The organism is Noviherbaspirillum phoenicis, assembly GCF_047237965.1.
GTDB lineage: Bacteria > Pseudomonadota > Gammaproteobacteria > Burkholderiales > Burkholderiaceae_D > Noviherbaspirillum_A.
Map to the genome: position 1 here is coordinate 335592 of NZ_JBDFLX010000003.1, position 23826 is coordinate 359417.

Sequence of the window (23826 nt, forward strand, 5' to 3'; positions counted from 1 at the left end):
CCCCCCAGTGCCGGGCTAGCGAACGCCCGGCATTGCTTGCCGGCCTACAGCCTCTCAATGATGGTAACGTTGGCCATGCCGCCGCCTTCGCACATGGTCTGCAGGCCATAGCGCTTGTTGCGCTTCCCGAGGGCATGCACCAGGGTGGTCATCAGCTTGGTGCCTGAAGCGCCCAGCGGGTGGCCCAGCGCAATGGCGCCGCCATTGACGTTGAGCCGCTCCGGGTCGGCGCCAGTGACCTGGAGCCAGGCCAGGGGCACCGGCGCGAACGCCTCATTGACTTCGAACAGGTCGATGTCATCGATGCGCAGGCCGGCCTTCTTCAATGCCTGGACTGTGGCCGGGATCGGTGCTTCCAGCATGATGACCGGATCGTGCCCGATCATGGTCATGTGATGGATGCGGGCCAGCGGCGTCAGGCCCAGCTCCTTCAGCGCCTTTTCACTGACCACCATCACGCCGGTGGCGCCGTCGCAGATCTGGCTGGCGTTGGCCGCGCTGATGATGCCGCCCTCCTGCAGCAGCTTCACGCCGCCTATGCCCTCGCGGGTGACGTCGAAGCGGATGCCTTCGTCGACCGTATGCATCTCGGCCGTGCCGGCGCCGTCCGCGGTACGCACTTCCACGGGCAGGATCTCGTCGTCGAAGCGGCCCTCGCGGGTGGCTGCGATCGCGCGCTGGTGGCTGTGATAGGCATATTCATCGACATCGTCGCGGGAGAGCTGGTATTTCCTGCCTATCATCTCCGCGCCCATGAACTGGCTGAAGTCCGGCACACCCTCATATCGGCGCCGGATATTCGGACTCATGTAATAGCCCAGGCCGTTCTTCTGCGGCAGCGCGCTGGGCGTAAACATCGGCACCCGAGACATGCTTTCCACGCCGGCGGCAATCACGACATCCATGCTGCCGGCCATCACTGCCTGCGCTGCGAAATGGAGAGCCTGCTGCGAGGACCCGCACTGGCGGTCCACCGAGGTGCCGGGAACGGATTCCGGCAGCTTCGAAGCCAGCACCGCATTGCGCGCCACGTTGGTGGACTGCTCGCCCGCCTGGCTGACGCAGCCCATGATCACATCCTCGACACGCGCCGGGTCTATGCCGGTGCGGTCCACCAGTTCGTCCAGCACCCGGGCTGCCAAATCCACCGGATGCCAGCCCGACAGCCGGCCTCCACGCTTGCCGCCGGCGGTCCTGACGGCGGCCACGATATATGCTTGGGCCATCACATTGTCCTTTTCTGTAAGTTTGCAAAGATTCTTTCGATCCTGTCATCCATGGCGCCGGACGATACGTCCCGCGGACGATCAGGGTAACGCATCGGGAAACCTGGCGCTGCCGATGCCGCACGGTAAAGGCGAACGCCGTCGTCATCCGGTAAGCAAAACACCATCATGCGCGTTACGCCGGCCACCTCGCTGAAAACCACCTTATCACCTTCGGGCGGACCGGCTATCCGTTACTCCCGACAGTCAGACATCGGGATGCACCGCGCAATACCTTTTGCGATCCGGCCAATCATGCCCGAGTCGAAAGCAGGCATCCACCAGTCGGCGCGGTGCACACATGGGAGTGCTGCAAGGACAGTAATGCATCGCTGGCGCCGAAGGACAGCCTGGCTCCGTTAGCTCGGGTAAGTATTTGGCGGTGCAACCTGGTAACGGGCCAGCCTTACGATTGAGGCGATGCATATTGCAGCCATAGAAAGCCATTTTTACCGCACATTGCCGGCAATTTGTCTGACGCTTGGGGCGAGAGACGCTCTTTATCGCCTGGCGAGTTTTGAGCATAACCAGCGAACTCAGGTATTGGACGAGTGGATTTCGGGTCGAACGGCTGCCAGGTACCGTTTGCGTTTTCGAGCAGTGATCGTACATTCGGACTGCCAAGCGCGATACTCAGAGATGGAAAAGTCCAGCTCCAGCTTGCGGGATGGGAATTGAGTCGATGCTCGGATGCCGGCACCAATTCAGTACGACCGCACACGGCGACCGCCCTGACTTTTTCGCTAAAGTCATGCCACACATTGGTGCTTGCAATGTTGGCCAGTACCGGCAGCATCATGAACGCGGCGAACCCTGAGCTGCGAACGCGTGACATGGAAAAGTTCTTGACCGCCCACGCTGTAACCAGGACAAGGAGCGGCAAAAGCAACAGTACCAGTGCGCGAGAAGAGAAGCTGATGTATGCGCTAAACAGGCTGAACCGGTAATGCCATATGTAGATTCCCGCAATGACGCCGATGCCAACCAGTATCGGCCTGGTTCTCGGAAAGCGCAGATAGATCAGAAATCCCGCCAATGAAGCCAGCGTAGTCTGCAGAACAGGATTTAATGCAGTGTAGTGAATCCCGGCAATGAAAGAACTTCGATTTTCCAGGGACCTGGGAAATAGAATCCCGTGTAACGCAACTGCAATGCCAATCGCCCAAAAAATACACAGCAACAACCCGACCATCTTGTATTCATCCATCGCTTCGCGACGAAAAGCAAATTCCTTTTGACAAGAGACGAACAGCACCATGAAAAAAAGAGTAAAAACAACAACGACGGGCTGATAGGTCAGGACCATGAAGAAGGAAAAGACGACGGGAACCCATAAACTGGAAACCGGAAAATTTTTTGGATGAAGCAGGTATCCAAGGATGGGCCACGTCAGGGGCAGAACCAACTGATGTTCGCCATACAAGACAAAGTCTCACGAAAGGGTAATTGCCACCAGTGCAAAAATATAGGAATACAGAAAAATTGGCGGCACCCCTCTGCTTGTCTGCCACCGTGCAATCAAATAAGCTACAAAGTAAGGAAGGAGAAAGCCGGCACCAAAGATCGTTTTCAGAAATCCTGGATTATTCATGCCAAGCTGCAAACTTAATACCAGCGGCCATTGCGACAGATAGTTTGAAAACTGTCTATGCCAGTCCGTGTAAGTGAAATCCTTTTCCTGCAAAATCCTTATGAAATAAAATGCCCCATCCGTCGCAAACTGCTTGTCGTTTGCCACTGCAAAGACCAAGGCCAAAATTACTGCAGCAAAAACGAAATCAATGCCAAAAGGGATGGAATTTTCTTCTTTTTTCCTAAGGCCTCGGGTCATCTGTATGGAAATATTGACAAAGATGATGAAATGAACTCCAAATTTTTAAAGACATTCATCACCATGGATGCTGCCCGCCTCTTTCATGTGTTTTCTGAGGGACGGCATTGCCTGGATTGCAATTAAATTTCCCGACATTTATCTCCTGTTCGCAATGCTCGGGCTTAGCGGCTTTCGTCAAAGGGAAATTTTCGGAAACGCCACTCAGTCGCAAGACGCTGTTTTGTGACGCATGCCACTCTCATCATCTGAAGAGCTCAATTCCGCAGCAGCTTTAGTTCTTGAATCCCAGCAATCCGTGAAATCAGTTCCCGATTACAGTGCTTTATTCCGGCCTACCAATCTCTTTTTCCTGGAGGGAGGATTGCAGCAAGCGATTCACGAGGTAAAGCGGCCTCCCCTTCACTTCGTGGAATATCCTGCCTATATACTCCCCCAAGATTCCAATGGACATAAGTTGTATGCCTCCCAAAAACAATATGACCGCCATCAGGGAAGGGTAGCCTTTTACCGGGTTACCGAAAAACATGGCTTTCCAGATGACGTATATGCCGTAGAGCATGGCGGTAAGCGCTACGGCAAACCCCGTATAGCTTGCGACCTTCAATGGGGCTACCGTAAACGAGGTAATACCTTCCATTGCCAGATTCCAGAGGCCGGCGTAATTCCATTTGGTGTTACCCGCAACTCGTGCATCACGCCGGTAATACATGGGTTTCGCCGGAAATCCTATCCAGGCGAATAAGCCCTTCATAAAGCGGTGTTCCTCGCGAAGTTTTCGCAGTTCCTCCACCGCGCGCCGTGTCATCAGGCGAAAATCTCCCGTATCTTTGGGAATCCTTACCCGGCTGACATGCTGGATCAGGCGATAAAATAATTTCGCGGTTGCCTTTTTTGTCAGAGATTCCCCGTCACGGTGCGTACGCACGCCGTAGACGACGTCATAGCCCTCGTACCAACCCTCGAGCATTTGCGGGATCAGTTCCGGCGGGTCCTGCAAATCCGCGTCAAGAATGACGATAATGTCGCCGTAGGTATGGTCCAAACCTGCCGTCAATGCTATCTCCTTGCCAAAATTACGGGACAGATCAACCACAGTAAGGTGTGGATCGTTTCCTCTTAGCTGATGCATTAACGCAAGCGTTTGATCACAGCTGCCATCGTTGACCAGAACGATTTCATAGGGCATGCCTGTAGCTGCCAATACCTTGGTGACGCGCAGATAAAATTCCGGAAGGACCTCCTGTTCATTATATGCAGGGGCTACCACGGAAATGCTGGGACGCGCGCTGAGAGGACGTGGAGATAAAGCCGGATCAGCCAGCTTATTTTCTCGCCGAACAGTTTCTTCCAGGGGAATATCGACATCAATTCGGTAAGTATCCATGAGCCTCCATTAAGTCTCATAAAGCATTGCACATGGAAAATTTGGACCTGCGGATTTCCTCCATGTCAGGAAAAAAGCTGGGCGCTCATATTGCAAATAATTAAGGATAGGACGGTAAACATTTCCCTATTAGCAAAAAAACGCGCCGCTTTCGGAAAGCTTAGCGCATTTACTTTATGATAACTATTCGTCAGTGATTGAGCGACATCAGAAAATTATGGGAATCGCGAAAGGAATGGAAAGTAAAGCTTTTCCATACACGAGAAGTCAATTCTCCTGAAGCGCAGGGTTTATTGACGAGTTAAACCGAAAAATTGAATGACTCGAAGTGAGTTTTGGCCTAGCCCAACGTTTAATGTCGTCAAATACAGGCGGTCTCATATTCCCTGCTTTGCGCCTGCAGGCAAGCGCCAATGCAACTTGGTTTGCATTTCTGGCCTATTTGCTCCGAATCAAAGAAGGCCAGTCACGCACAGTCTGCCCGCGTTTCCACCAGAGGCAACCGGATGTTGTCCATATGCGTGCCATCTCATCGTCAGCGGGCAGAAACTGAAGGGCAGTTTGTCCAGGTTAAAGCAGAGCTAGCCTGCGACCTCGCGCAACGCGACGGCTGCATCAAGCCCGGTTACATGAGCAAACAGGCGACGCTACCTCACCTGCGAGTCATTGGAACGTGCGGACATTCGGGCACCGTTTCATGCAGTAACGCAAGGTCAGACCTTTGCTTCCTGCGAGTGTCCGGGATTGCTGGTCTAATCCCCTATTCCCTGCCAACCGCGACACTGACAATTGAAGGAGGACGAGCAATGAGCATCGCATTTATAGGGCTCGGCGCCATGGGCAGTCACATGGCCGCTAAGCTGTTGAAGTCCGGCCAGCCGGTCCACGTCTGGAATCGTAGCCCGCAGCCCATGCAGGCGCTTGCGCAGCAGGGCGCCAAGCCTGCTGCCACGCCGGCCGAGTGCGGCATCGCCGATATTGTGTTCAGCATGCTGGCCGACGATGCCGCTACCCGGGCCGTGCTTGTCGACGGCGGCGTGCTCGACGCGATGGCGCCCGGCAGCGTCCACGTCAACATGGCTACCGTCTCTGTCGCGTTCGCACGCGAGATGGCGGCTCTGCACATGGACCGTGGCATCGGCTATCTCGCGGCGCCGGTCTTGGGGCGGGTCGACGTGGCCGCTGCCGGCAAGCTCAACATTCTGGCCGGCGGCGCCGACGAACTGATCGAGCGCGTGCAGCCGCTGCTTGACCTGATGGGCCAGAAGACCTGGTGCTTCGGCGAAGCGCCCGAGCAGGCAAATGCGATCAAGCTGGCTTGCAACCTGACCCTGGCGTGCGCCATCGAAGCCATGGGAGAAGGCGCTGCGTTGGCTGGGGCGCATGGGATTCCACCTGCCAGCTTTATCGAATTGATTACCGGCACGCTGTTTGCCGGCTCGCCGGTGTACAAGGGCTACGGCGGCATGATCGCCGAACAACGCTACAGCCCGGCCGGATTCAAGCTGGCGCTCGGGCAGAAAGACGTACGCCTGGCGGTCGAGGCGGGACGGAACCGCGGCTTGCCATTGGCGTTCGGCGATGCGCTCCAGGCAGTGCTGAAGGAAGCCGTCGATCAGGGCGACGCCGATCTCGACCTGGCAGCGCTTGGGAAGAATGCTGCGCGACGAGGCGGCCTGGCCTGATCTTGATGGCGGTACGGGGTTTGCTCCCCGGCCTTTATCCACTACCCCCCGGCCCGCATCATGGGCACGACCACCAGGCCGGGGGCCAAATGCTTATGATCGGCGAGGCAAGCTTGAGCGATGCATGGTTGCACTGTGTGCTACAGCGACAGATTGCACCGCATCAGCATTGTCGGATCGGCGGCGATAACGCGTATTTTCCGGCCGTCCGCATAGAGGCCCGCTTTCGAGTTCCCCTTCTCCGGCAGAGTGGGCGATGCAGATTCGGGTGAATGAACTCGATGACGCAAATGCTGTCGATATGAACGTTCGTACAAATATATAAGGACGCTCCGGCGGAAGATCAGGATGCCAAGCCGATTCTTTTGATACCCGCATTGCCACACCAGCTTGCTCATCGTGGAGCACAGCCGCCCTTCCGCTTGTAAGCCTGGGCCCATCCTGATTGCATGCAAGGTCGCAGGGCGTGCGTTGCGTATGCAAACAAGTGCAATGAATCATTTCTTCCATACACAAGCCCGGTGCGCCACTAATCGAGACAGGTTCCGGAAAGCGAGGCAAACATGAGCAAAACAGTAAGCGACTTCTTCGTGGAACGATTGCATGCATGGGGCGTTCGCCGCATCTTCGGCTATCCCGGCGACGGCATCAACGGCGTGCTCGGCGCGTTGAACCGGGCCGGCAACATCGAATTCATCCAGGTGCGGCATGAGGAGATGGCGGCATTCATGGCATCGGCCTATTCGAAGTTTTCCGGGTCGATCGGCGTGTGCCTCTCCACCGGCGGCCCAGGCGCCACGCACCTGATCACGGGCTTGTACGATGCGAAGATGGACCACGTCCCCGTATTCGCCATCGCCGGGCAGGCGCCGCGCACGTCGCGCGGCGCCCATTACCAGCAGGAGCTGAACCTGGACCGCATGTTCAGCGACGTCGCCGACTATGTGCAGGAAGCCGAAGTGCCTTCGCAGGTGCGGCATATCGTCGACCGCGGCATGCGCATCGCGCTCGCCGAAAACGGCGTGTCGGTGGTGGTGCTGCCAAACGACCTGCAGGAAGAAGCCTGGGAAGATCCGCCGCGCCAACATGGCTCGGTGTTTTCCGGCATCGGCTACAGCCGGCCCAGGATGGTGCCCTATGAAGCGGACCTGGCGCGCGCGGCCGATGTGCTAAACAGCGGCCAGCGGGTCGCGATCCTGGTCGGTGCCGGCGCGATCGGCGCAGCAGGCGAGGTAACCGCGGTGGCCGACCGGCTCGGCGCCTGCGCAGCCAAGGCGCTGCTCGGCAAATGCGCGCTGCCGGACGACTTGCCGTGGGTGACCGGCGCCATCGGCCTGCTCGGCACCGAGCCGAGCTACGACATGATGATGCATTGCGACACCCTGCTGATGATAGGCACCGGCTTTCCGTATGCCGAGTTCCTGCCGAAACAGGGACAGGCGCGCGCGGTGCAGATCGACATCGACCCCGGCATGCTATCGGTCCGCTATCCAGCAGAAGTCAATCTGCATGGCGACGCGGCCGAGACGCTGCGCGCGCTGCTGCCGCTCTTGCAGGCCAAGACCGACCTTTCCTGGCGCGAACGCATCGCCAGCCAGATGGGAGACTGGTGGAAAACGCTCGAAGAGCGCGCAATGCAGAGCGCCAATCCCGTCAATCCGCAGCGGGTGGTGTGGGAACTGTCGCCGCGGCTGCCCGACCGGGCCATCATCACCAGCGACTCGGGCTCCTGCGCGAACTGGTATGCGCGCGACCTGAAGATCCGGGAAGGGCAGTTGTGCTCGCTCTCCGGTGGTTTGGCATCCATGGGCGCCGCCGTGCCCTATGCCATTGCCGCCAAGTTCGCGCATCCGGACCGCCCGGTGATTGCGCTGGTCGGCGACGGTGCGATGCAGATGAATAACATGGCCGAGCTGATCACTGTATCGAAGTACTGGCAGCGCTGGTCCGACCCGCGATGGATCGTCTGCGTCTTCAATAACCAGGACCTGAACCAGGTGACCTGGGAGCAGCGGGTCATGGAAGGCGACCCGCGCTTCGACGCCACCCAGAATATCCCCGACGTGCCCTATCACCGCTTCGGCGAACTGATAGGCCTGAAAGGCATCTTCTGCGACCGGCCGGACAACGTCGCTGCCGCGTGGGAAGAAGCGCTGGCTTCGGACCGGCCGGTGGTACTGGAGTTCAAGACCGATCCGGAAGTGCCGCCATTGCCCTCGCACATCAGCTTCAAGCAAGCGAAGAACCTGATGAGCACGCTGTGGAAGGGCGACCCCGACGAGAGCGGCGTCATTGTCGGCGCCGCCAAGCAGATGCTGGCAAAGATCCTCCCGGGGGATAAGCAATAATGGACGCGGTCGCCCATCCGGCGGTGGCCGCGGCCGGCATCGCCCCAAGGCCGCGCGCGGCAACGCTGCTGGGCTTCGCCACGTTCGTCGCCGTCGCCGCCGCCGCTGGCCGGCAGCTTGCGCGCATGGGCCGTCAGGGTCGGCAGGCGCCGCATGCCGTACCCGGCGTAACGGCACCTGAACGCCGGCTGCATGCCGCCGCTGCCCTGCTGGGCTTGTCCGTGCTGGCCGACAGCGCGCTGGGCCACTGGCGCGGCGCCTACGAAAACCCGGGCATGTTCGCACCGCTACTATCTGCGCTGATGGCGACGGGCGCCGGCGTATCCGGCGCAACCACGGCCGCGGCCGCGACGCGGAACCGGCGCATGCAAAGCGGCGCCTACGCCACTGCGGTGATGGCCGGCGCGGCCGGAACCGGGTTCCACGTGTACAACCTGCTGCGCCGACCGGGCGGCTTGTGCTGGATGAACCTGTTCTACGCCGCGCCGCTCGGCGCACCATCGGCGCTGTCGCTGTCCGGGCTGCTGGGTCTGGCCGCGCAGCATCTCGATCGGCAGCGCAGGACGCCGGCAAGGCGCTTGTCCGGGCTACCCGCCGGCCGCGCGCTGGCCGCACTGACATCGATCGGCATCGGGGGCACGGCCGGCGAAGCCGGCCTGCTGCACTTTCGCGGCGCATTCCAGAACCCGTGCATGTGGCTGCCGGTCAGCATACCGCCCCTGGCATCGCTGCTGATGGCACGTGCCGCGGTTATCTCACCGCAAGCGCGCTACGGGCCAGCGCGGCTGCTGCTCAACATCACGGCGGCGCTCGGCATCGCGGGCGTGGGCTTTCATGCATATGGCGTGGCGCGCCAGATGGGCGGCTGGCGCAATGCGCGCCAGAACCTGCTGTCGGGACCGCCGCTGCCGGCGCCACCGGCATTCCTGGCGCTGGCCCTGGCCGGCGGCGCGGCGCTGTCGCTGCTGGAAGCGCAAAGAACGGCGCGGATGGAGAGGTAGCGATGAATACGCCGTATCCTAACTACGATGTGCTCGCAAAGTGGAACAGCCCATCCTTCGACGACCAGACGCGCTCGGTGCTCTCGCAGCGGTTGACGGCGATCCCGGAACGCCGTTTCTTCACGGCGGCGGAATGGGCACTGCTGGAGGCAGTCGTCGCACGGGTGCTGCCGCAGCCCGAGCGCGCCGAACCGATACCGATCACGCCTTGGATCGATGACATGCTGCACCGACGACGCGGCGAGGGATTCAGGCATGACAACATGCCGCCCATGCCCGCAGCCTGGTGCCGCGGGCTGGCCGCCATCGACGCCGAAGCGATGCGGCTGCGCGGCGCCGGCTTCCGCGAACTCGACAACGAAGGCGCAGACGCCGTGCTCGCCGCGCTGGCGAACGACGAGGCCGATCCCGCGCTGTGGCAGGGCGTGCCGGCGCAGCGCTTCTTCATCGATATCCTGGTCAAGACCATAGCCGGCGTCTACTACTCCCACCCGGCCGCATGGAGCGAAATCGGCTTCGGCGGCCCGGCCAGCCCACGGGGCTATGTGCGCCTGGGCTTCGATGAGCGCGATCCTTGGGAAGGCAGGGAACGAGCATGAACGCCGAAGCGCCGCGCGCCGGAAGCGGCAGGGCGCCAGACATATTCAGGCGCGGAGGCTGGATGCCGATGCGCGGTTACGGGCTCGACGAGGAAGTCGATTTCGCCATCGTCGGCGCCGGCGCCGGTGGCGCAACGCTCGCATGCCGGCTGGCTGAATGCGGCTTCTCCGTCGTCGTGCTGGAAGCGGGGCCGTTCTGGCGGCCGCTCGAAGACTTTGCTTCGGATGAACTGGAGCAGCAGAAGCTCTACTGGACCGACGAACGCATCATCGGCGGCCACGATCCGATTGCGCTCGGCGGCAATAACTCCGGCCGCGGCGTCGGCGGCTCGACCGTGCACTTCAGCATGATTTCACTGCGCTTCCGCCCCGAATGGTTCCAATGCAGGACCAGGCTGGGCTATGGCTATGACTGGCCGGTCAGCTATGAAGACATGGCGCCGTTCTACGAGCAGGCGGAACAGGCCCTGCACATTTCCGGGCCGGTCAGTTATCCCTGGGGGCCGAAGCGCAGGCGCTATCCGTACCGCGAGCACGAGATGAACGCTTCAGGGCTGGTGCTTGCACGCGGCGCGGAAAAACTGGGAGTGGCATGGGCATCGACTCCCCTGGCTACCGTCTCGGCGCCGGCCGGCAGGTCGCCTCCCTGCGTCTACCGCGGCTTCTGCAATTTCGGCTGCACGACGAACGCCAAGCAGAGCGCGCTCGTGGCATGGATACCGCGGGCGATCCGGGCCGGCGCTGAAATCAGGGACATGGCTATGGTTGGGCGCATCGACCTAGACGCACATGCGCGGGTGGCCGGCCTGCATTATTACAGGGAGGGCCGCTGGCGCTTCCAGAAAGCGAAGAACGTTGTGGTCGCCGGCTACGCGATCGAGACGCCGCGCCTGCTGCTCAACTCCGCCTGCCCGCAGTTTCCGCAAGGCCTGGCCAATAGCTCGGGACTGGTCGGGACCCACCTGACCACGCATGCCGGCCCGGGTGTCTGGGGCTGCTTCGATGAAGAGATCCGGTGGTACAAGGGGCCGCCGAACATGGCCGTCTGCGAGCACTGGAATTATGCCGATACAGGCAAGGATTTTCATGGCGGCTATGCGTTCATGAGCCAGGGACCTCTGCCGCGTGCCTGGGCGCAGAACGTGGCGACCGCGCGCTATCTGTGGGGCGAGCCGCTGCGCCGGGAAATGATGAAGTACAACCACATGGCCGGCCTGGTGCCGGTGGCCGAGACCGAGCCGCGGCTGGAAAACCGGGTCGACCTGATGGAAGAAACCGACCAGTACGGGCTGCGCATACCGCGCGTGACCTTTTCCTATTCGGAGAACGACAAGCGGCTGCAGCGGCACGCGGTGGACTTCATGCGCCAGGTGCTGCTTGCCGCGGGTGGCCGGGACTTGTGGGTCAGCGACGATACCAGCCACATCCTCGGCACCTGCCGCATGGGTAACGATGCCCAGACCAGCGTGGTCAACGCCGACGGCCGCAGCTGGGACATACCCAATCTCTGGATTTGCGACGGTTCGCTGTTCCCGACCTGCGGCGGCGTCAACCCTTCGCTGACTATACAGGCGCTGGCGCTGCGCATGGCCAGCCGCATCGGGACGCTTGCATCGTGCGGCGAGCTATGACAGTCAACGGAGGCACAGGATGAGCACCACGATCAGCAGCATCTTCGACCTCGAGAGCCTGGCGAAAAAACGCCTGCCCGAAGTCATCTTCGATTACGTGCACGGCGGCGCGGAGCAGCAGATCACGCTGCAGCGCAATGTGCGCGACCTGCAGGCGCTCGCATTGCGCCAGCACGACATGCGCGACGTGTCCGATCCGAGGCTGAGCACGACCATGGCCGGCGAGCCGGCGCGCATACCGCTGGCAATCGGGCCAACCGGGCTTGCCGGGCTGACCTGGCCGAACGGCGAGTGCGAGGAAGCGCGCGCCGCGGCGGAATTCGGCGTTCCCTATTGCCTGTCGACGATGTCCATCTGCTCGATCGAGGACGTGGCACAGGCATGCGAGAAGCCATTCTGGTTTCAGCTTTACCTAATGAAGAAGCGGGAAGTGAATGAACACCTGATCCGCCGCGCGCGCGACGCGCAATGCCCGGCGCTGGTATTGACGCTGGACCTGCATGTGCAGGGCAAGCGCTGGGCCGATGCAAAGAACGGCTTGTCGGTGCCGCCCAAGCTGACGCTGCACAACATGCTTGATATCGGCACCCATCCTGGCTGGCTGCTCAGCATGGCCAGGAGCAGGCGCCGGACCTTCGGCAACCTGGAGCAGGAGGTGCAGCAGGCGCCCAGCGTGACCGCGCTGTCGGAGTGGGTAGAGTCGCAGTTCGATCCCTCCTTCGACCTCGATACCGTCAAATGGGTGCGGCGCCTGTGGGACCGCAAGCTGATCCTGAAAGGCATCATGCATCCGGACGACGCGCGGCTCGCGGTGGATGTCGGCGCGGACGCGATCATCGTGTCCAATCACGGCGGCCGGCAGCTCGACGGCGCACCCTCGTCGATCTCGGTGCTGCCTGCGATTGCCGACGCGGTGCAGGACCGCATCGAGGTCCTGTTCGACGGCGGCATCCGCACCGGCTCGGACATCGTGAAGGCGCTGGGCCGCGGCGCGCATGCCTGCCTTTCCGGCCGCGCATGCCTGTACGGCCTGGCGGCGGAAGGCAAAGAAGGCGTGTTATGCGCATTGAACATTTTCGAGCAGGAGATGAAGGACTGCATGGCGCTGGTCGGGATACGCGACCTTTGCAGCATCGACCGGGGCGTGGTGACCGCGCAGCCGGCAATATAGAGGGGGGTGGAGGAAGATGTGGACTGGCTCCGCCAGGCGATTCGAACCTATCCTCGCCGGCGCGCCGTTCGCGGTCCACGAGACAACCGCGAAGTCCTCGCCCACGATCATCATCAACCGTTTTTGTGTACATCTGGCAGAAAGGAAAAGACATGGCTGCTCACCCGTCCGGAACACACGATCAGCACAACGCCTTCAATTGGAAAGCGTCATCCGCTACCAGAGTGCGCTCAACGCTGCTGGCGCTGCTGGTTGCGGCGAGCGGGCCGGCCTGGTCGCAAGCGCATGTCAGCAAGGCAGGCGCTTTCAGTTTGCGCGCCAGCACGGTAAGCAGTGAGACGCTGCCGGAGGTCACGGCAAAGGCGCATGGCATCGAGCGCGATCCGAGGCGCGGCGTGCTCAATGTGACCATCATGCGCAGGGATAAATCCGGTGAAACGAACGTGCGCGCCGATGTCCATGCGACCGCCCGTGACCTCACAGGGCAAAAACGCGATGTACCGATGAAGGAAGTCGATGCCAACGGTTATATCTCCTATATGGGCACCTATGACTTCGTGCGCGGCGAGGTGATCGATTTTCTGATCGACGCTAAGCCGCATGGCGCAGGACCCAGGCTCAGCCTGACCTTCCGGGACAGGATGTGGCTGGTGAAGTAATTCGGACACCATAGCGGGTTCGGCACCTTGCAAACACCCTGACCGCGCGAAGCGTCCGCCTTACACTCTGCTTCTCTCTGGCTGTCTGTTCCCGACAAGACAGGAGCACAGGGAGCCTCTTTGGACAGTGCTGTTGCATTGACGTCAGACGTCGTCTCACAACTGCGATCCGATCAAGGATGCAGCGAAATCCAGCGCCTTGTCATGCCATGGCCTTTCCTGCCAGTCGGCCAGCGTGATACGCCTCGACTGCTGCAGGTCCTGCTCAAAGATCGTTGTCTGCCGGCGCGCAAATGCCGCATCGTAGACATCAAGATTCGCTTCATCGTTGATGGCGAAAGAGCGCGCATCGAAATTGGTTGAACCTACCGTGACCCAGACTTCGTCGACGATCATCATCTTCACGTGATACATGGTTGGCTGGTACTCGCTGATCTGCACGCCTGCATTCAGCAGTGGCCCCCAGTGCGCGCGCGAGGCGCGCCGCACGAAGTCCCAGTCGATATGCTCGCCAGGCAGGATAATGCGCACCCGGACGCCGCGCTTCCTGGCTGCGACCAGTTCCGCGATGGCTGCCTCGTCGGGCACGAAATAGGACGCGCTGATATCGATGGTTTTTCTGGCCGCAGCAATGGACAGCAGGTACAGCAGCTGCATGCTGCGCGCGCCGCCGCCCGGCGAGGCGCTGTACATTTGCGCAAGCACGCCGTTTGCCGCAGGCAGGGCCGGGAGGTAGTCAGGTCCGTGCAGCACCTCGCCGGTGGCCTCCAGCCAGTTGTCGGCAAATGTGGCCTGCATCTGGCCCACGACCGGGCCAGTCACGCGAAAATGCGTATCGCGCCACTGCGACGGCCCAAGAGCATTGCCGCGCCACTTGTCGGCGATACCCACGCCGCCGGTGAAGCCGATGGCACCATCGACTACCAGCAGCTTGCGGTGCGTCCTGTTGTTCAGCATGTGCAGGTTATTCCAGCGCGGAGCACGGTAGCGCCGTACCTCAACGCCACTTCTTCGCATGCGTTCGATTTGGCCGTCATCCAGCTGCCCGCCTATCCAATCCAGCAACACCAGTACCTTGACCCCGGACCGTGCGCGTTCACTCAGGACATCGACAAACTCCCGCGCAATGCTTCCCGAGAAAAAGATATAGGTTTCGAGCGTGATACTGCGGCGGGCAGACCGCATGGCCAACAGCATGGAGGAAAAGATCTGGTCACCGTTGATCAATTCCTGCACTGCGTTTCCACTGATGAGATCCGGTCCGAGCAGGACGCCCATGGTCCGCACGAACTGCGGGTCGCTCGTCTGGTGCAGAGGGTTGATACCGGTGTCTACCTGTTTATCGCCTATGCCGAGGTTGGCGACCAGAAGCGCCAGCAGCACTCCGCCGCAAGCGGCAGCTAAAAGGCCGGCGATCTTTTTGGCGTGGGATCTCACGAGATCTTGCCTGCGCTGCGCAGACCCATCCAAGGGCTATACGGGAAGAATGGAGTTCCCACCGCCGGCGCTGCCGTAGTCCTGCAAGGTGTTGTAGTCGAGTCTTCCTTCATTCAACGCCTGCACGATTGCGTCCAGCTGTGCAGCATCGGGGACGATATAAACCATCACCTGGCCAAGCGCGTTTTTCCAGTATTTCGCATAGGGCACTTCGTCTTCGTGCATCTTCTTCGCCACGTAAGTACCGTCGTCGAGCTGGCCAAACAGCGTCACCACCGGGTCTTCATGATTCGTGTTCTTTACAGTGAGAGTCATGCTGGTCTCCTCAGTACATATGCCGCCGCCCGACCCATCAAGCGTTCTGACCATCTGAACACGGTCGAGGGCAGCAGTTCCCTCACCCGACGGGCCGTTTTTCGGAATCCTTGTCGGGAGGTAGCGAAGCAGCGGTTTCAACAGGAATGGCGATCCACCGCTTCATACCAGCTGCATCTGGTACGGTGAACTATTGCCCGGGGTGCGCTCTAACTGGTATGCAGGCCCTGCGCCAACAATTCCCGCTGCAACAATGCGCCGACAGAGCATGCACTGTTTCCAGCCAGCTTCATCAATCTGTCTTTTGAGGTTACCAATGAAAACCAGGAAAATCTGCGGACCCCTGATATTGCTGCTGTGCGCCTCACACGTCTTGGCCCAAGCCCCAAAAGGCGCCGGTGAATGCCGGATCAGGCCGGGAACGCTATGCGCCGACCTTAACCTGAACGGCATGAACATGCGCGATGCCAGCCTGGCCAACTCGCAGTTCACAAGATCCAGCATGGTGGCAGTCAACCTCCATGGCGCTGACCTTAGCGAAGCAAACCTGCAGGAGGCAAGGCTGACCGGTGCCGACCTCGGCGAGGCAGTACTTGATGATGCCGACATGGCTGGCAGCACGCTGGCAGGCGCGAATCTGGCCGACGCCGAAATGAATGGGGCCAACCTGCGCAATGCCCTCATGCACCGCGTGCGTGCTCAGGATGCCGGGTTGCGCGGCACCGACCTGTTTGGCGCCAATCTGAGTCAGGCCGACTTCACCGATGCCAGATTGCAACGCGCCAGCTTCCGGGGAGCCAACCTGACCGGCACGGTATTAAGGGGCGCCAATTTGCGTGGAGCTGATTTCACGAACGCGAACCTGACCGATGCGGATCTGCGCGGCGCCAATCTCGAGCTAGCCACGTTTTCCGGTGCAAACATAAGCACATGCATCGGGTGTCGGTAATCTGTGCTCGTTTCTGGTTACAGAAAGCGCAGCGGCAGTGCAATGCTCCGCGTATCTTCCACGAAACGACTGACAACGATAAAGAGACAACCCGTCGGAATAAGCATGCTGCGTTTTCGTTGAACACCACCATCGATTGCATGGCGGCGTTCGTCTGAAGCACATCAGGCAACGAACTGCCTGCCGCCCTTATTTACCTCCCGGCGTACCCGTCGGGGGCGCGACGCTGCTGGTGGCATTTTGCCCAGTGGGGCTCATGCGGCCTTCGCGATTTGCCTGCGTCTTGCCCGCAGCGTTCATGGTGTCGCTACCGGCTTCGCCCATCGTCTTGCCCGAGCTGCTTGCTCCCGAGGTCTTCGAAGCGTTGTTCTTGCCGGTCGCATCGATGCTGCTGGTGGCGTTCTGCCCCCTGGGGCTCATGCGGCCTTCGCGATTCGCCTCCGTCTTGCCCGCAGCATTCATGGTGTCACCACCGGATTCGCCCATCGTCTTGCCCGAGTTGCTTGCTCCCGAGGTCTTCGAAGCGTTGTTCTTGCCGGTCGCATCGATGCTACTGGTGGCGTTCTGCCCCCTGGGGCTCATGCGGCCTTCGCGATTCGCCTCCGTCTTGCCGGCCGCGTTCATGGTGTCACCGCCGGCCTTTCCCATATTCTTGCCGTGTGCATCAGCCATATTGCTCGACTCTGCGTAGACGCTTCCGGCGCCAAAGGTTGCCGCTGCCATAACGGCGGCGCTCATGATCCTGAGGTAGTTCTGTTTGACGGCCATAAGATTCTCCTGATAGTGGTAACAATGAAAGCCAGTGGCGAGGTAAATGCCGTTGTCGATGACTCTTGGCTTAAAGGGATACTACATTCGCAGCGCAACCAATCCGGTGCGTGCTTTCCATCGACCTCGTAGATCAGAGCAGGCGTTTCCGTCGAGGTTCAGCGTTTATAGGCCAATATACGAATCGATCAACGCAGACAAGGCGATCGCCAGCAAACACCGTGAGCGACTTGACGGCACCGCAATGCGGTTTAATGCAGCCAAGCAGCCTCGTCAGCGGGCGCTTAGTCTTTGCAAACCCGCTAGTTCTGTTGCTCACGCGGTACGCCGTCAGCGCGATCCGCCGAGACGTTCTGCCTGAGCCCGCACTGCCTGCGGATTCGCTTCGATGTAAATGCGCTTGACACGCTTGAACCGAGCACGAATGGCCGATTCGATGCGACGTACCGATTCAAATACCTGCTCCGCAGGCATGTCGTTCTTGAACTCGACGTCCAGCGTCATCAGCACTTCCTCGGGGCCGAGATACATCGTCAGCGGGAATCCGGATTTCATCACCATGGGATCCTCTTCCACCATGTCGCGCACGGCGCGGGCCGTATTCTTGTCCATGCCCTCGCCAACGAGCAGTCCCCGGCTTTCCCAGATCAGCACGACAGCCACTGCCGCCAGCAGGAGCCCAATGGCGACCGACGCAGCGCCATCCAGCACCGGCATCTCGAAATAGTGGCTGGCAAAGACGCCGATGGCAGCGATGGCCAACCCCGCCAGCGCTGCGCTGTCTTCAGCAACCACGGTAAACGTGCTCGGGTCCTTGCTGTCATGCAGGGCCTTGAAGAACGGCTCCTTGCCTTTGGCCTTGAACACCGCGTGAATGGCAATCCCAAAGCTGATGCCCTCGAAGACCGCAGCGGCTGCAAGCACGATGTAATTCCATTTCGGATCGGTGAGCGGTTCGGGATGGCGGATGTGCTGTATGCCCTCGTAGATCGACATTCCGCCGCCCAGCCCGAAGATCAGGATGGCCACGATCAGGCTCCAGAAGTAGATTTCCCTGCCATAGCCGAAGGGATGCTCGGCGTCGCCCTTGCGCTTGCTGCGCTTCATGCCCACCAGCAGCAGCACGCTATTGCCCGTATCAACTGTCGAGTGGATCGCTTCGGACAGCATGGAAGAACTGCCTGTGATACCGGCCACGATGAATTTCGTAATGGCGATGGCTGTGTTGCCCGCCATGGCGCCATAAACAACCACGCGCGATTCGGCCATCGTCCTCCCTTGCTGATAGATGTCTGAAGAAATTCAACTGCATGCATCTGCTCTGATGAGCAATGCAGGACACGGTTCCTTCAGCCGGCGCGGACTTTACGCGTCCGCAAGAAATGGGCGCGCAAAGCCCGCCATGGCTGGCGTTGATAACGCTCGCTCAGGCCCGGCAATCGACCTTCATGGACTCGATGGCGTTGGCAAAGCCCAGGTCCTTGTGAAAATCCTGGACGACTTGATTCGGTCGCAGAATGACCGCATGGCCACCGTAGCCCGGCTCGTCAAAAACGGTTACCAATGCTTCGGGACCAGTATCAATGCCGTCCATTTTCCGCGCCCAGTCCTCCCCTGCCGCCGTTTTCAGGTCCGGCATGTATTTGCTCCCCAAGATCGTCATGTACTCATTGCCCTTGACCTTGTCAACGTTGTCCATCAGGCGAACCCAGCATCCCGCGTGCGGATTTTGAGCCGTCCGGCTTGCATCGGTGGCCGGCACAAGCACGACCACGGGAACGGCTGTACGGGCGCCGCCCTGCGGCTGCATGCCGCGCTGGCTCGCAGCCGTGGCAGGTCCACTGGGGGCTGGTGCGCCGGGCCGGACTGCGGCCGGATTTTCCCCCGACTGTGCGGATGCTGTCTGGGCCACCGCCACTGAACAGCCAATCCCCATGCCCGCGACCAGAATGCCACAGACGGCGGTTTTCATTGATCTCCACATAGTGCCTCCATATCGTCGGTTAACAAGAAGATACCGTCCGGATGGCAGTCCTCCGGCTTGGGAGCCTTGGCATTGCGCCCCAAGCCTGCCCTTGATCCGCGCCACGTTGGCGCCAATACGTCTGGAACGGTGGTTTGATGTCTGAAGTTTAGGCCGCAGGCATTAAGCGAAGCTTAAGCTTCGGGCCTGCACGACGAAACGCAGCGCTCCTTATGCTGGAAAGGACTTCTCCGATGACATGCGCTGTTCCGGCACATACTGATCAGTACGGCGAGTTCTTCTGGCATGGCATTCCACCCTCTCCCATACCCGGCTCAACGAAGGCCAACAGGGCAGCCGGCGGCGCGACCGCGCCTAGCGCCAGGGCAGCGGCGCCGCGCGCCAGCAGCCCGGTCCAGGCCGGGTGGAAGTCCGGATTCCTGAACGTCCCTTCCAGGATCAGCGGCGCGCGCACCGAGAACAGGCTGACATCCTTGGGATGTGCCAGCAGTCGCATATCGATGCGTTCATTGCCAAAGTGAACGGTCCCGTCTAGTGCGAACGTCGTGTCCGTCGTGTCGATCAGCCCGATGTCGATCGCCAGCACGCCATCCGTTGCCTTGGCGTTGAGGTAGGCGCAGTTCACATCGACGGTCTGACCCTGCTTCAGGCTTAGCAAAAGCGCCTCGCCGGCATCAAGTCCGGCCATCTCGACCAGCCTGGCATTGAGCTGGCCATCCGGCATCGCCAGGGAAGCCTCGCCGTTCAGCGATCCCATCATCGCGGCAACCGATTCCCCGCTGGTCCGGAATTGTCCATGGCCGCTGATCAGCCCGGCGCTATTCTCGGCAATAGCGAAACGGTTCAGCAATCTTCCGGCGCTGACCCGGCTGATGTCGACACTCAGGCGCCCACGAACCGGTCTTTCTCCGGGCCTGTCAACGAGATGCAGATCCATCCTCACCGTGCCGCCACCTGCGCCCAACAGCATGGGCGCCAGATGCAGGCGGCCGTCCCGGACCCGGAAGGTCATCTTCATCGATTCGATCGGCAGCTTGTCGGACTGCACCCTGGCAGCGGTATAGCGCACATTGGCATTGAAGCCAAGAAAGCTTGGAAACTCGAATTCCTCATCGGGCAGGACCGTGCTTCGCTCCCTATTTCGCCTTGCCTTTTCTTTCTGCTGCGGGGAAGTGATCTCTCCCGGGCCATCACCCGGGGCAGCGCCTATGAGTCCTCCCAAATCGTCGAAGTCCAGCATCTCTGAACGAAGTACGGATTCGACATGCGGCTTGCTGTGGGAATTATCGACGCGGATCCAGCCCGACAGATCCGAATTGCCTACTTCTCCTTTGATATGCGAAAACCGCCACACCTGATTGCGCATCGTCAGCGTCCCGGCCAGACGGTAGGGCGGTAGCTCCGGCATGCGAAAGCCAACCACGGACTCGGCCCGCCGCGGATTGGGCCCGCTGATGACGAGCGTCGATTTCAGCTGGTTGAGCCTGAGCGGCTGGTCGAAGGTACCGGCCAGATGCCCGCTGGTGTCGAGCGCCTTGAAATCGACTTCGAACGGATAAGGCTTCGGACTGACCAGATCAGTCGCGGGCCCGGCGGCGCCATCTGCCCGGAACGGCTCATGCTGAAAGCGTCCGCGGGCCTTGACCGCTGTCTGCTCCGGGCTGCTTGAGACGGTCAGCCTGAGGTCGGTTCCCGCGGCAGCATCACGATAACGGATCGTGCTGTCGCCATTCTTTTCCTTGCCTGGTTCCGTGCTGAAATCGATGTCGGCGTCCAGCACGCCCGGAAAGCGTCGTCCAAGGTCAAAGGGCTTGAGTGCTTCGGAAAGCCTGACGTGCTCCACGCGGGCATGCAGCGACCCGGTCGGCTGCCCGCTCGCTGCGCTATTTACCGTGGCGCTTGCGTTGACCTTGCCCCCGCCTGCGGCAAAGCGCAGCGCCGCGACGTGCAGGCGGCCGTCACGCAGCGATGCATCGAGCAGCACGCGTGAGAAAACCGCATTCTTCGGCCCGATGATGTGGCTTGCCGCAAACCTGATCGTGGCATCGGTGCGCGCCAGCCACTTCGTCAAGTCGGGAAAATCTCCGTCCCCTTTCATCAGCTGATCGAAGTCCGCATAAGCGAGCGTCTGCGCCGCCAGGTCTGCACGCACCATTTCGGGACTGCGCAGGCCGTGCATGGCCAGGGAGCCAGAAAGCCTGCTTTGCCCAACTCTGGCCTGCAGGCTATCGACCGTGACCAGGCCGCGATTCCGGGACAGATGCGCCTTGACCTCGTAGCCCGGCAGTTCCGGAAGCGCCACACCCGTGATACGGGATAATTTTCCTGTGCCGGGGCCGGACATTGCCAGCTTCAGATCAAAGGTTGATCCGCGATCGGCTGCACTTCCTTCGAGCTGCAAGCGGTAATTGCCGAGAGCGACGTCGAGGCTGACAGGCACCTTCCCGGCGTCTTCCAGAAGGGCAATGGGCTGGCCGACAAACCGGCCTTTCGCAGGCATGCCACGCAAGCGGCCACTAGCCGCGAGATGAACCAGTCTTTCCTGGCCGGGGTGCTCCACGCGATCCAGAACGAGCTTGAGGCGGGTGTCGCCGGATGCCGCCTCATATCGGACATGGCCGTCTGCTGCGCCTGTCTTGCCGGCGGCGAAAGCAATGGTCAGCCGTCCGTTGAGGCGGCCATCCTGTTTCACGTCGTAGGGAAGTAATGCAAGCAAGGGACCTACCGGTAGCTGGTCGAACCGCATTGCGATCTTTCCGGCATGCGATGGCCCCGCCGCGTTCAGCTCAAGCGTCGCTGAAAACGCGCCATCGCCGACTGCGACGCGCAGCGGGTTCACGCTCAGCTCGCCGTCGGTCAAAGTGGCGTCCATCACGAGGTCTCTCAGCGGCAGGCTGTTGCCGATCATCCGGTCAACTGACAAGTGTAGCCGTGCATTCACCGAATCGAGCCAGTTTCCTGCAGACGCCAGCGACACCGACTCGCTCGCCTGGCCGCCCGGTTCTTGCCAGGCGCTGGCCAGCGCCTCGAGCATATCGAGGTCCACGGCCGGTGCTTCAAGCATGGCGTGAAGCCGTGGCTTGTTTCCGGTCGTGTCAAGGCTGGCTGTGCCCTGCAGCTCTGTTTTCCCGGACTGTGCGTGGAACCTGGATAGCGTCCATTTCTCACCGCCTCCCTGAAGCCGGCCTTTTGCCTTGTATCCGCGGTTCAGAAAGGCTGGACTTTCCCCCGGGAGCAGTCTTGCGAGGCTGCTGCCCTGGATACTGCATTGAATGTCTGAATCCTTCTGCGTAAGCGGCGCGCCCAGCTTTCCGCTCGCGTGGATTTCCATGGGCGCGGTTGAAATATGGAGCGAGAACGGATATGGGGCCGTGGCGTGGCGCATCAGGCTGCCTGTCGGCGCGCCGGTTGCTGCAAGCCTGTACGCCATGCCCGCAATTCTTCCACTTGCAGACACGGATACGGGCTGGCCATGCGCTGCCCTGGCTTCAAGCGTATCGATAGTCGCCGTGAGCTTCAGGTCCTTCCCGGAGCGGTAATAATGTATCTGGCCGTTATTGACATGGAGGTGTTCAACTGACGGCAGCCACGACGACCGGTCATCCTTGGACTTTTGCCCATGGGCACCGCTGCCGAACTGCCAGTTGGCCGGCCCCTGAGCGGTTTTCTCAAGGATCAGCATCGGTGATGCCAGGCGCAACTGCGGCAACACGAGCCGACCATGCAGGAGTGCGCGCAGGTCAACCCGCACAGTGAGCGATTCAACGCTCAGCATGTTGGGCCGCTCGCTCCATTCAGGATTCGACACCGTCACCTTTGACGCCTGCATTTCCAAGGCAGGAGAATAATCGATAGCAAACGCGCCCGCTATTTGCACCTCGCGTCCGATGGCAGTGCTGGCAGCAAACTCCACCAGCTGCCTTGCAAACAGGAGTGTTGCCGCGACGAGGACGGCGACAAGGGTGAGCGCGATTCCTGTCCGTCTGAGGCCTTTCGACATGGCGGCGTATGGCCGGCTTGCGCTGGCCACACCTCATTTACCGGTTGGAAGGGCTTGCTTCAATCCTTCGGCCTGGCTGCTTGTCACAGAACCACCGACTATTTCCTTTGCAGTCGCGGTACGCTTGTAGAAGGCTTTTGTATCGCTTTCATCGCGATGGATATCGCTGATGCCGATACTCGCGTTGGCGAAGGCGCCCTTAGTATCGGCCCATACGATCACGTCGCCTTTCCCGAGGTCGGCCTGGGCCTTGGCGGTATAGTTGACGATCGTCAGTCCGGCATCCGCGGTGAGGGAAAAGTTATTGTCGGTCATGAACTGGTTGACCGCCTTATCACTCATCAGCAGCATGGCAAGCGATCCCGCCTCGATTCCGCCCTGCAGCCCGATGCTGACGCCGCCCATGTTGTAGAACACCGGATTGCTCCACTTGTTACCGGAATGGGTGAGCATGACCCCTTCCCCGCCGCGCACGCCCAGCCCCCAGGCGCCTCTTCCATAGGTAGGTACGATAAAGACGCCTTTTGCCTTCTGCAGAAGACTTTTTATTGCCGGATCCGACGTCATCCTTTCGACGACGGCCTTGGCTTCGTTCACCTGCTGCACGGTATCCGACGCCAGATACGGCTGGTTTGCGGGTGCCTTGTCGTTGGTAGCCGCCGTCCCTGCGGCTTGCACATTGGCTGGACCAGCAAGGCCTGCCAATACCAGCACTGAGGCGGCAAGCAATATTTTTGATTGGGGAGAGATGGTGATGTTCATTTGGATTGCTCCTCGAATTGATTAAGAGTGCACG

General features: G+C 60.5%; 19 protein-coding genes. 8 read left to right on the forward strand and 11 right to left on the reverse strand.

The annotated features are described in order from the left end of the window. Nucleotides 1-44: 44 nt before the first annotated feature. The 4 genes from ABC383_RS23775 to ABC383_RS23790 all read right to left on the reverse strand — a co-directional run bounded on the left by ABC383_RS23775 (nucleotide 45) and on the right by ABC383_RS23790 (nucleotide 4483). Nucleotides 45-1226 (reverse strand): acetyl-CoA C-acetyltransferase, encoded by a 1182-nt coding sequence (locus tag ABC383_RS23775; RefSeq protein ID WP_413017849.1) that lies wholly within the window; start codon nucleotides 1224-1226, stop codon nucleotides 45-47. A gap of 445 nt (nucleotides 1227-1671) precedes the next feature. Then, entirely contained in the window at nucleotides 1672-2688 is a 1017-nt protein-coding gene (locus tag ABC383_RS23780) for a hypothetical protein (protein ID WP_413017851.1), read from the reverse strand. Nucleotides 2689-2697: 9 nt separating this feature from the next. Further along, nucleotides 2698-3096, reverse strand: a complete 399-nt coding sequence (locus ABC383_RS23785) for a hypothetical protein (protein ID WP_413017852.1) — start codon at nucleotides 3094-3096, stop codon at nucleotides 2698-2700. Between the two features lie 325 nt (nucleotides 3097-3421). Next, complete coding sequence (locus ABC383_RS23790; RefSeq protein ID WP_413017854.1) at nucleotides 3422-4483, reverse strand: glycosyltransferase family 2 protein; 1062 nt, start codon at nucleotides 4481-4483, stop codon at nucleotides 3422-3424. An 806-nt stretch (nucleotides 4484-5289) separates the two neighbouring features. On the opposite strand from ABC383_RS23790, the gene ABC383_RS23795 reads away from it, so the two are divergent. From ABC383_RS23795 to ABC383_RS23825, 7 genes are all read left to right on the forward strand, one after another. Then, nucleotides 5290-6168, forward strand: a complete 879-nt coding sequence (locus ABC383_RS23795) for an NAD(P)-dependent oxidoreductase (protein ID WP_413017856.1) — start codon at nucleotides 5290-5292, stop codon at nucleotides 6166-6168. A 563-nt stretch (nucleotides 6169-6731) separates the two neighbouring features. After that, complete coding sequence (locus ABC383_RS23800; protein ID WP_413017858.1) at nucleotides 6732-8516, forward strand: thiamine pyrophosphate-requiring protein; 1785 nt, start codon at nucleotides 6732-6734, stop codon at nucleotides 8514-8516. After that, nucleotides 8516-9517: a hypothetical protein gene (locus ABC383_RS23805; RefSeq protein ID WP_413017860.1), complete on the forward strand. Its 1002-nt coding sequence runs from the start codon at nucleotides 8516-8518 to the stop codon at nucleotides 9515-9517. Before ABC383_RS23800 ends, ABC383_RS23805 begins: the two co-directional genes overlap by 1 nt. Nucleotides 9518-9519: 2 nt before the next feature. Then, nucleotides 9520-10116, forward strand: coding sequence for a gluconate 2-dehydrogenase subunit 3 family protein (locus ABC383_RS23810; RefSeq protein ID WP_413017862.1), 597 nt, complete (start codon nucleotides 9520-9522; stop codon nucleotides 10114-10116). After that, on the forward strand, nucleotides 10113-11747 hold the full coding sequence (locus ABC383_RS23815; protein ID WP_413017863.1) for a GMC family oxidoreductase: 1635 nt from the start codon (nucleotides 10113-10115) through the stop codon (nucleotides 11745-11747). The genes ABC383_RS23810 and ABC383_RS23815 overlap by 4 nt, the downstream gene beginning before the upstream one ends. 19 nt (nucleotides 11748-11766) lie before the next feature. Next, nucleotides 11767-12918 (forward strand): alpha-hydroxy acid oxidase, encoded by a 1152-nt coding sequence (locus ABC383_RS23820; protein ID WP_413017864.1) that lies wholly within the window; start codon nucleotides 11767-11769, stop codon nucleotides 12916-12918. Nucleotides 12919-13070: 152 nt separating this feature from the next. Continuing rightward, nucleotides 13071-13577 (forward strand): DUF4426 domain-containing protein, encoded by a 507-nt coding sequence (locus ABC383_RS23825; RefSeq protein WP_413017866.1) that lies wholly within the window; start codon nucleotides 13071-13073, stop codon nucleotides 13575-13577. A 156-nt stretch (nucleotides 13578-13733) separates the two neighbouring features. Here the strand turns inward: ABC383_RS23825 and ABC383_RS23830 are convergent, their stop codons facing one another. Then, entirely contained in the window at nucleotides 13734-15014 is a 1281-nt protein-coding gene (locus tag ABC383_RS23830) for a phospholipase D-like domain-containing protein (protein WP_413017868.1), read from the reverse strand. Between the two features lie 36 nt (nucleotides 15015-15050). Continuing rightward, nucleotides 15051-15329, reverse strand: coding sequence for a hypothetical protein (locus ABC383_RS23835; RefSeq protein WP_413017870.1), 279 nt, complete (start codon nucleotides 15327-15329; stop codon nucleotides 15051-15053). A 316-nt stretch (nucleotides 15330-15645) separates the two neighbouring features. Between ABC383_RS23835 and ABC383_RS23840 the strand changes: the two genes are divergently transcribed. After that, a complete protein-coding gene (locus tag ABC383_RS23840; protein ID WP_413017872.1) occupies nucleotides 15646-16278 on the forward strand; it encodes a pentapeptide repeat-containing protein in 633 nt (210 codons plus the stop codon). A gap of 189 nt (nucleotides 16279-16467) precedes the next feature. On the opposite strand, the gene ABC383_RS23845 is transcribed toward ABC383_RS23840, so the two are convergent. The 5 genes from ABC383_RS23845 to ABC383_RS23865 form a co-directional block, all read right to left on the reverse strand. After that, nucleotides 16468-17046, reverse strand: a complete 579-nt coding sequence (locus ABC383_RS23845; protein WP_413017874.1) for a hypothetical protein — start codon at nucleotides 17044-17046, stop codon at nucleotides 16468-16470. Between the two features lie 330 nt (nucleotides 17047-17376). Then, nucleotides 17377-18315 (reverse strand): cation diffusion facilitator family transporter, encoded by a 939-nt coding sequence (locus ABC383_RS23850; RefSeq protein WP_413017876.1) that lies wholly within the window; start codon nucleotides 18313-18315, stop codon nucleotides 17377-17379. A 157-nt stretch (nucleotides 18316-18472) separates the two neighbouring features. Beyond that, the gene (locus tag ABC383_RS23855; RefSeq protein ID WP_413017878.1) at nucleotides 18473-19018 is read right to left on the reverse strand and encodes a hypothetical protein; all 546 of its coding nucleotides are present in this window, start codon (nucleotides 19016-19018) and stop codon (nucleotides 18473-18475) included. Between the two features lie 274 nt (nucleotides 19019-19292). Beyond that, nucleotides 19293-23030: an AsmA family protein gene (locus tag ABC383_RS23860; RefSeq protein WP_413017880.1), complete on the reverse strand. Its 3738-nt coding sequence runs from the start codon at nucleotides 23028-23030 to the stop codon at nucleotides 19293-19295. A gap of 33 nt (nucleotides 23031-23063) precedes the next feature. Next, nucleotides 23064-23792, reverse strand: a complete 729-nt coding sequence (locus tag ABC383_RS23865; protein ID WP_413017882.1) for a lipid-binding SYLF domain-containing protein — start codon at nucleotides 23790-23792, stop codon at nucleotides 23064-23066. Nucleotides 23793-23826: the final 34 nt, after the last annotated feature.

Excerpts from the sequence above, each read along its gene's own strand:
- ABC383_RS23775 (WP_413017849.1), bottom strand. The coding sequence starts at position 1,226 with ATGGCCCAAGCATATATCGTGGCCGCCGTCAGGACCGCCGGCGGCAAG.
- ABC383_RS23785 (WP_413017852.1), bottom strand. The coding sequence starts at position 3,096 with ATGACCCGAGGCCTTAGGAAAAAAGAAGAAAATTCCATCCCTTTTGGC.
- ABC383_RS23790 (WP_413017854.1), bottom strand. The coding sequence starts at position 4,483 with ATGGATACTTACCGAATTGATGTCGATATTCCCCTGGAAGAAACTGTT.
- ABC383_RS23795 (WP_413017856.1), top strand. The coding sequence starts at position 5,290 with ATGAGCATCGCATTTATAGGGCTCGGCGCCATGGGCAGTCACATGGCC.
- ABC383_RS23800 (WP_413017858.1), top strand. The coding sequence starts at position 6,732 with ATGAGCAAAACAGTAAGCGACTTCTTCGTGGAACGATTGCATGCATGG.
- ABC383_RS23805 (WP_413017860.1), top strand. The coding sequence starts at position 8,516 with ATGGACGCGGTCGCCCATCCGGCGGTGGCCGCGGCCGGCATCGCCCCA.
- ABC383_RS23810 (WP_413017862.1), top strand. The coding sequence starts at position 9,520 with ATGAATACGCCGTATCCTAACTACGATGTGCTCGCAAAGTGGAACAGC.
- ABC383_RS23815 (WP_413017863.1), top strand. The coding sequence starts at position 10,113 with ATGAACGCCGAAGCGCCGCGCGCCGGAAGCGGCAGGGCGCCAGACATA.
- ABC383_RS23820 (WP_413017864.1), top strand. The coding sequence starts at position 11,767 with ATGAGCACCACGATCAGCAGCATCTTCGACCTCGAGAGCCTGGCGAAA.
- ABC383_RS23825 (WP_413017866.1), top strand. The coding sequence starts at position 13,071 with ATGGCTGCTCACCCGTCCGGAACACACGATCAGCACAACGCCTTCAAT.
- ABC383_RS23835 (WP_413017870.1), bottom strand. The coding sequence starts at position 15,329 with ATGACTCTCACTGTAAAGAACACGAATCATGAAGACCCGGTGGTGACG.
- ABC383_RS23840 (WP_413017872.1), top strand. The coding sequence starts at position 15,646 with ATGAAAACCAGGAAAATCTGCGGACCCCTGATATTGCTGCTGTGCGCC.
- ABC383_RS23845 (WP_413017874.1), bottom strand. The coding sequence starts at position 17,046 with ATGGCCGTCAAACAGAACTACCTCAGGATCATGAGCGCCGCCGTTATG.
- ABC383_RS23850 (WP_413017876.1), bottom strand. The coding sequence starts at position 18,315 with ATGGCCGAATCGCGCGTGGTTGTTTATGGCGCCATGGCGGGCAACACA.
- ABC383_RS23855 (WP_413017878.1), bottom strand. The coding sequence starts at position 19,018 with ATGAAAACCGCCGTCTGTGGCATTCTGGTCGCGGGCATGGGGATTGGC.
- ABC383_RS23860 (WP_413017880.1), bottom strand. The coding sequence starts at position 23,030 with ATGTCGAAAGGCCTCAGACGGACAGGAATCGCGCTCACCCTTGTCGCC.
- ABC383_RS23865 (WP_413017882.1), bottom strand. The coding sequence starts at position 23,792 with ATGAACATCACCATCTCTCCCCAATCAAAAATATTGCTTGCCGCCTCA.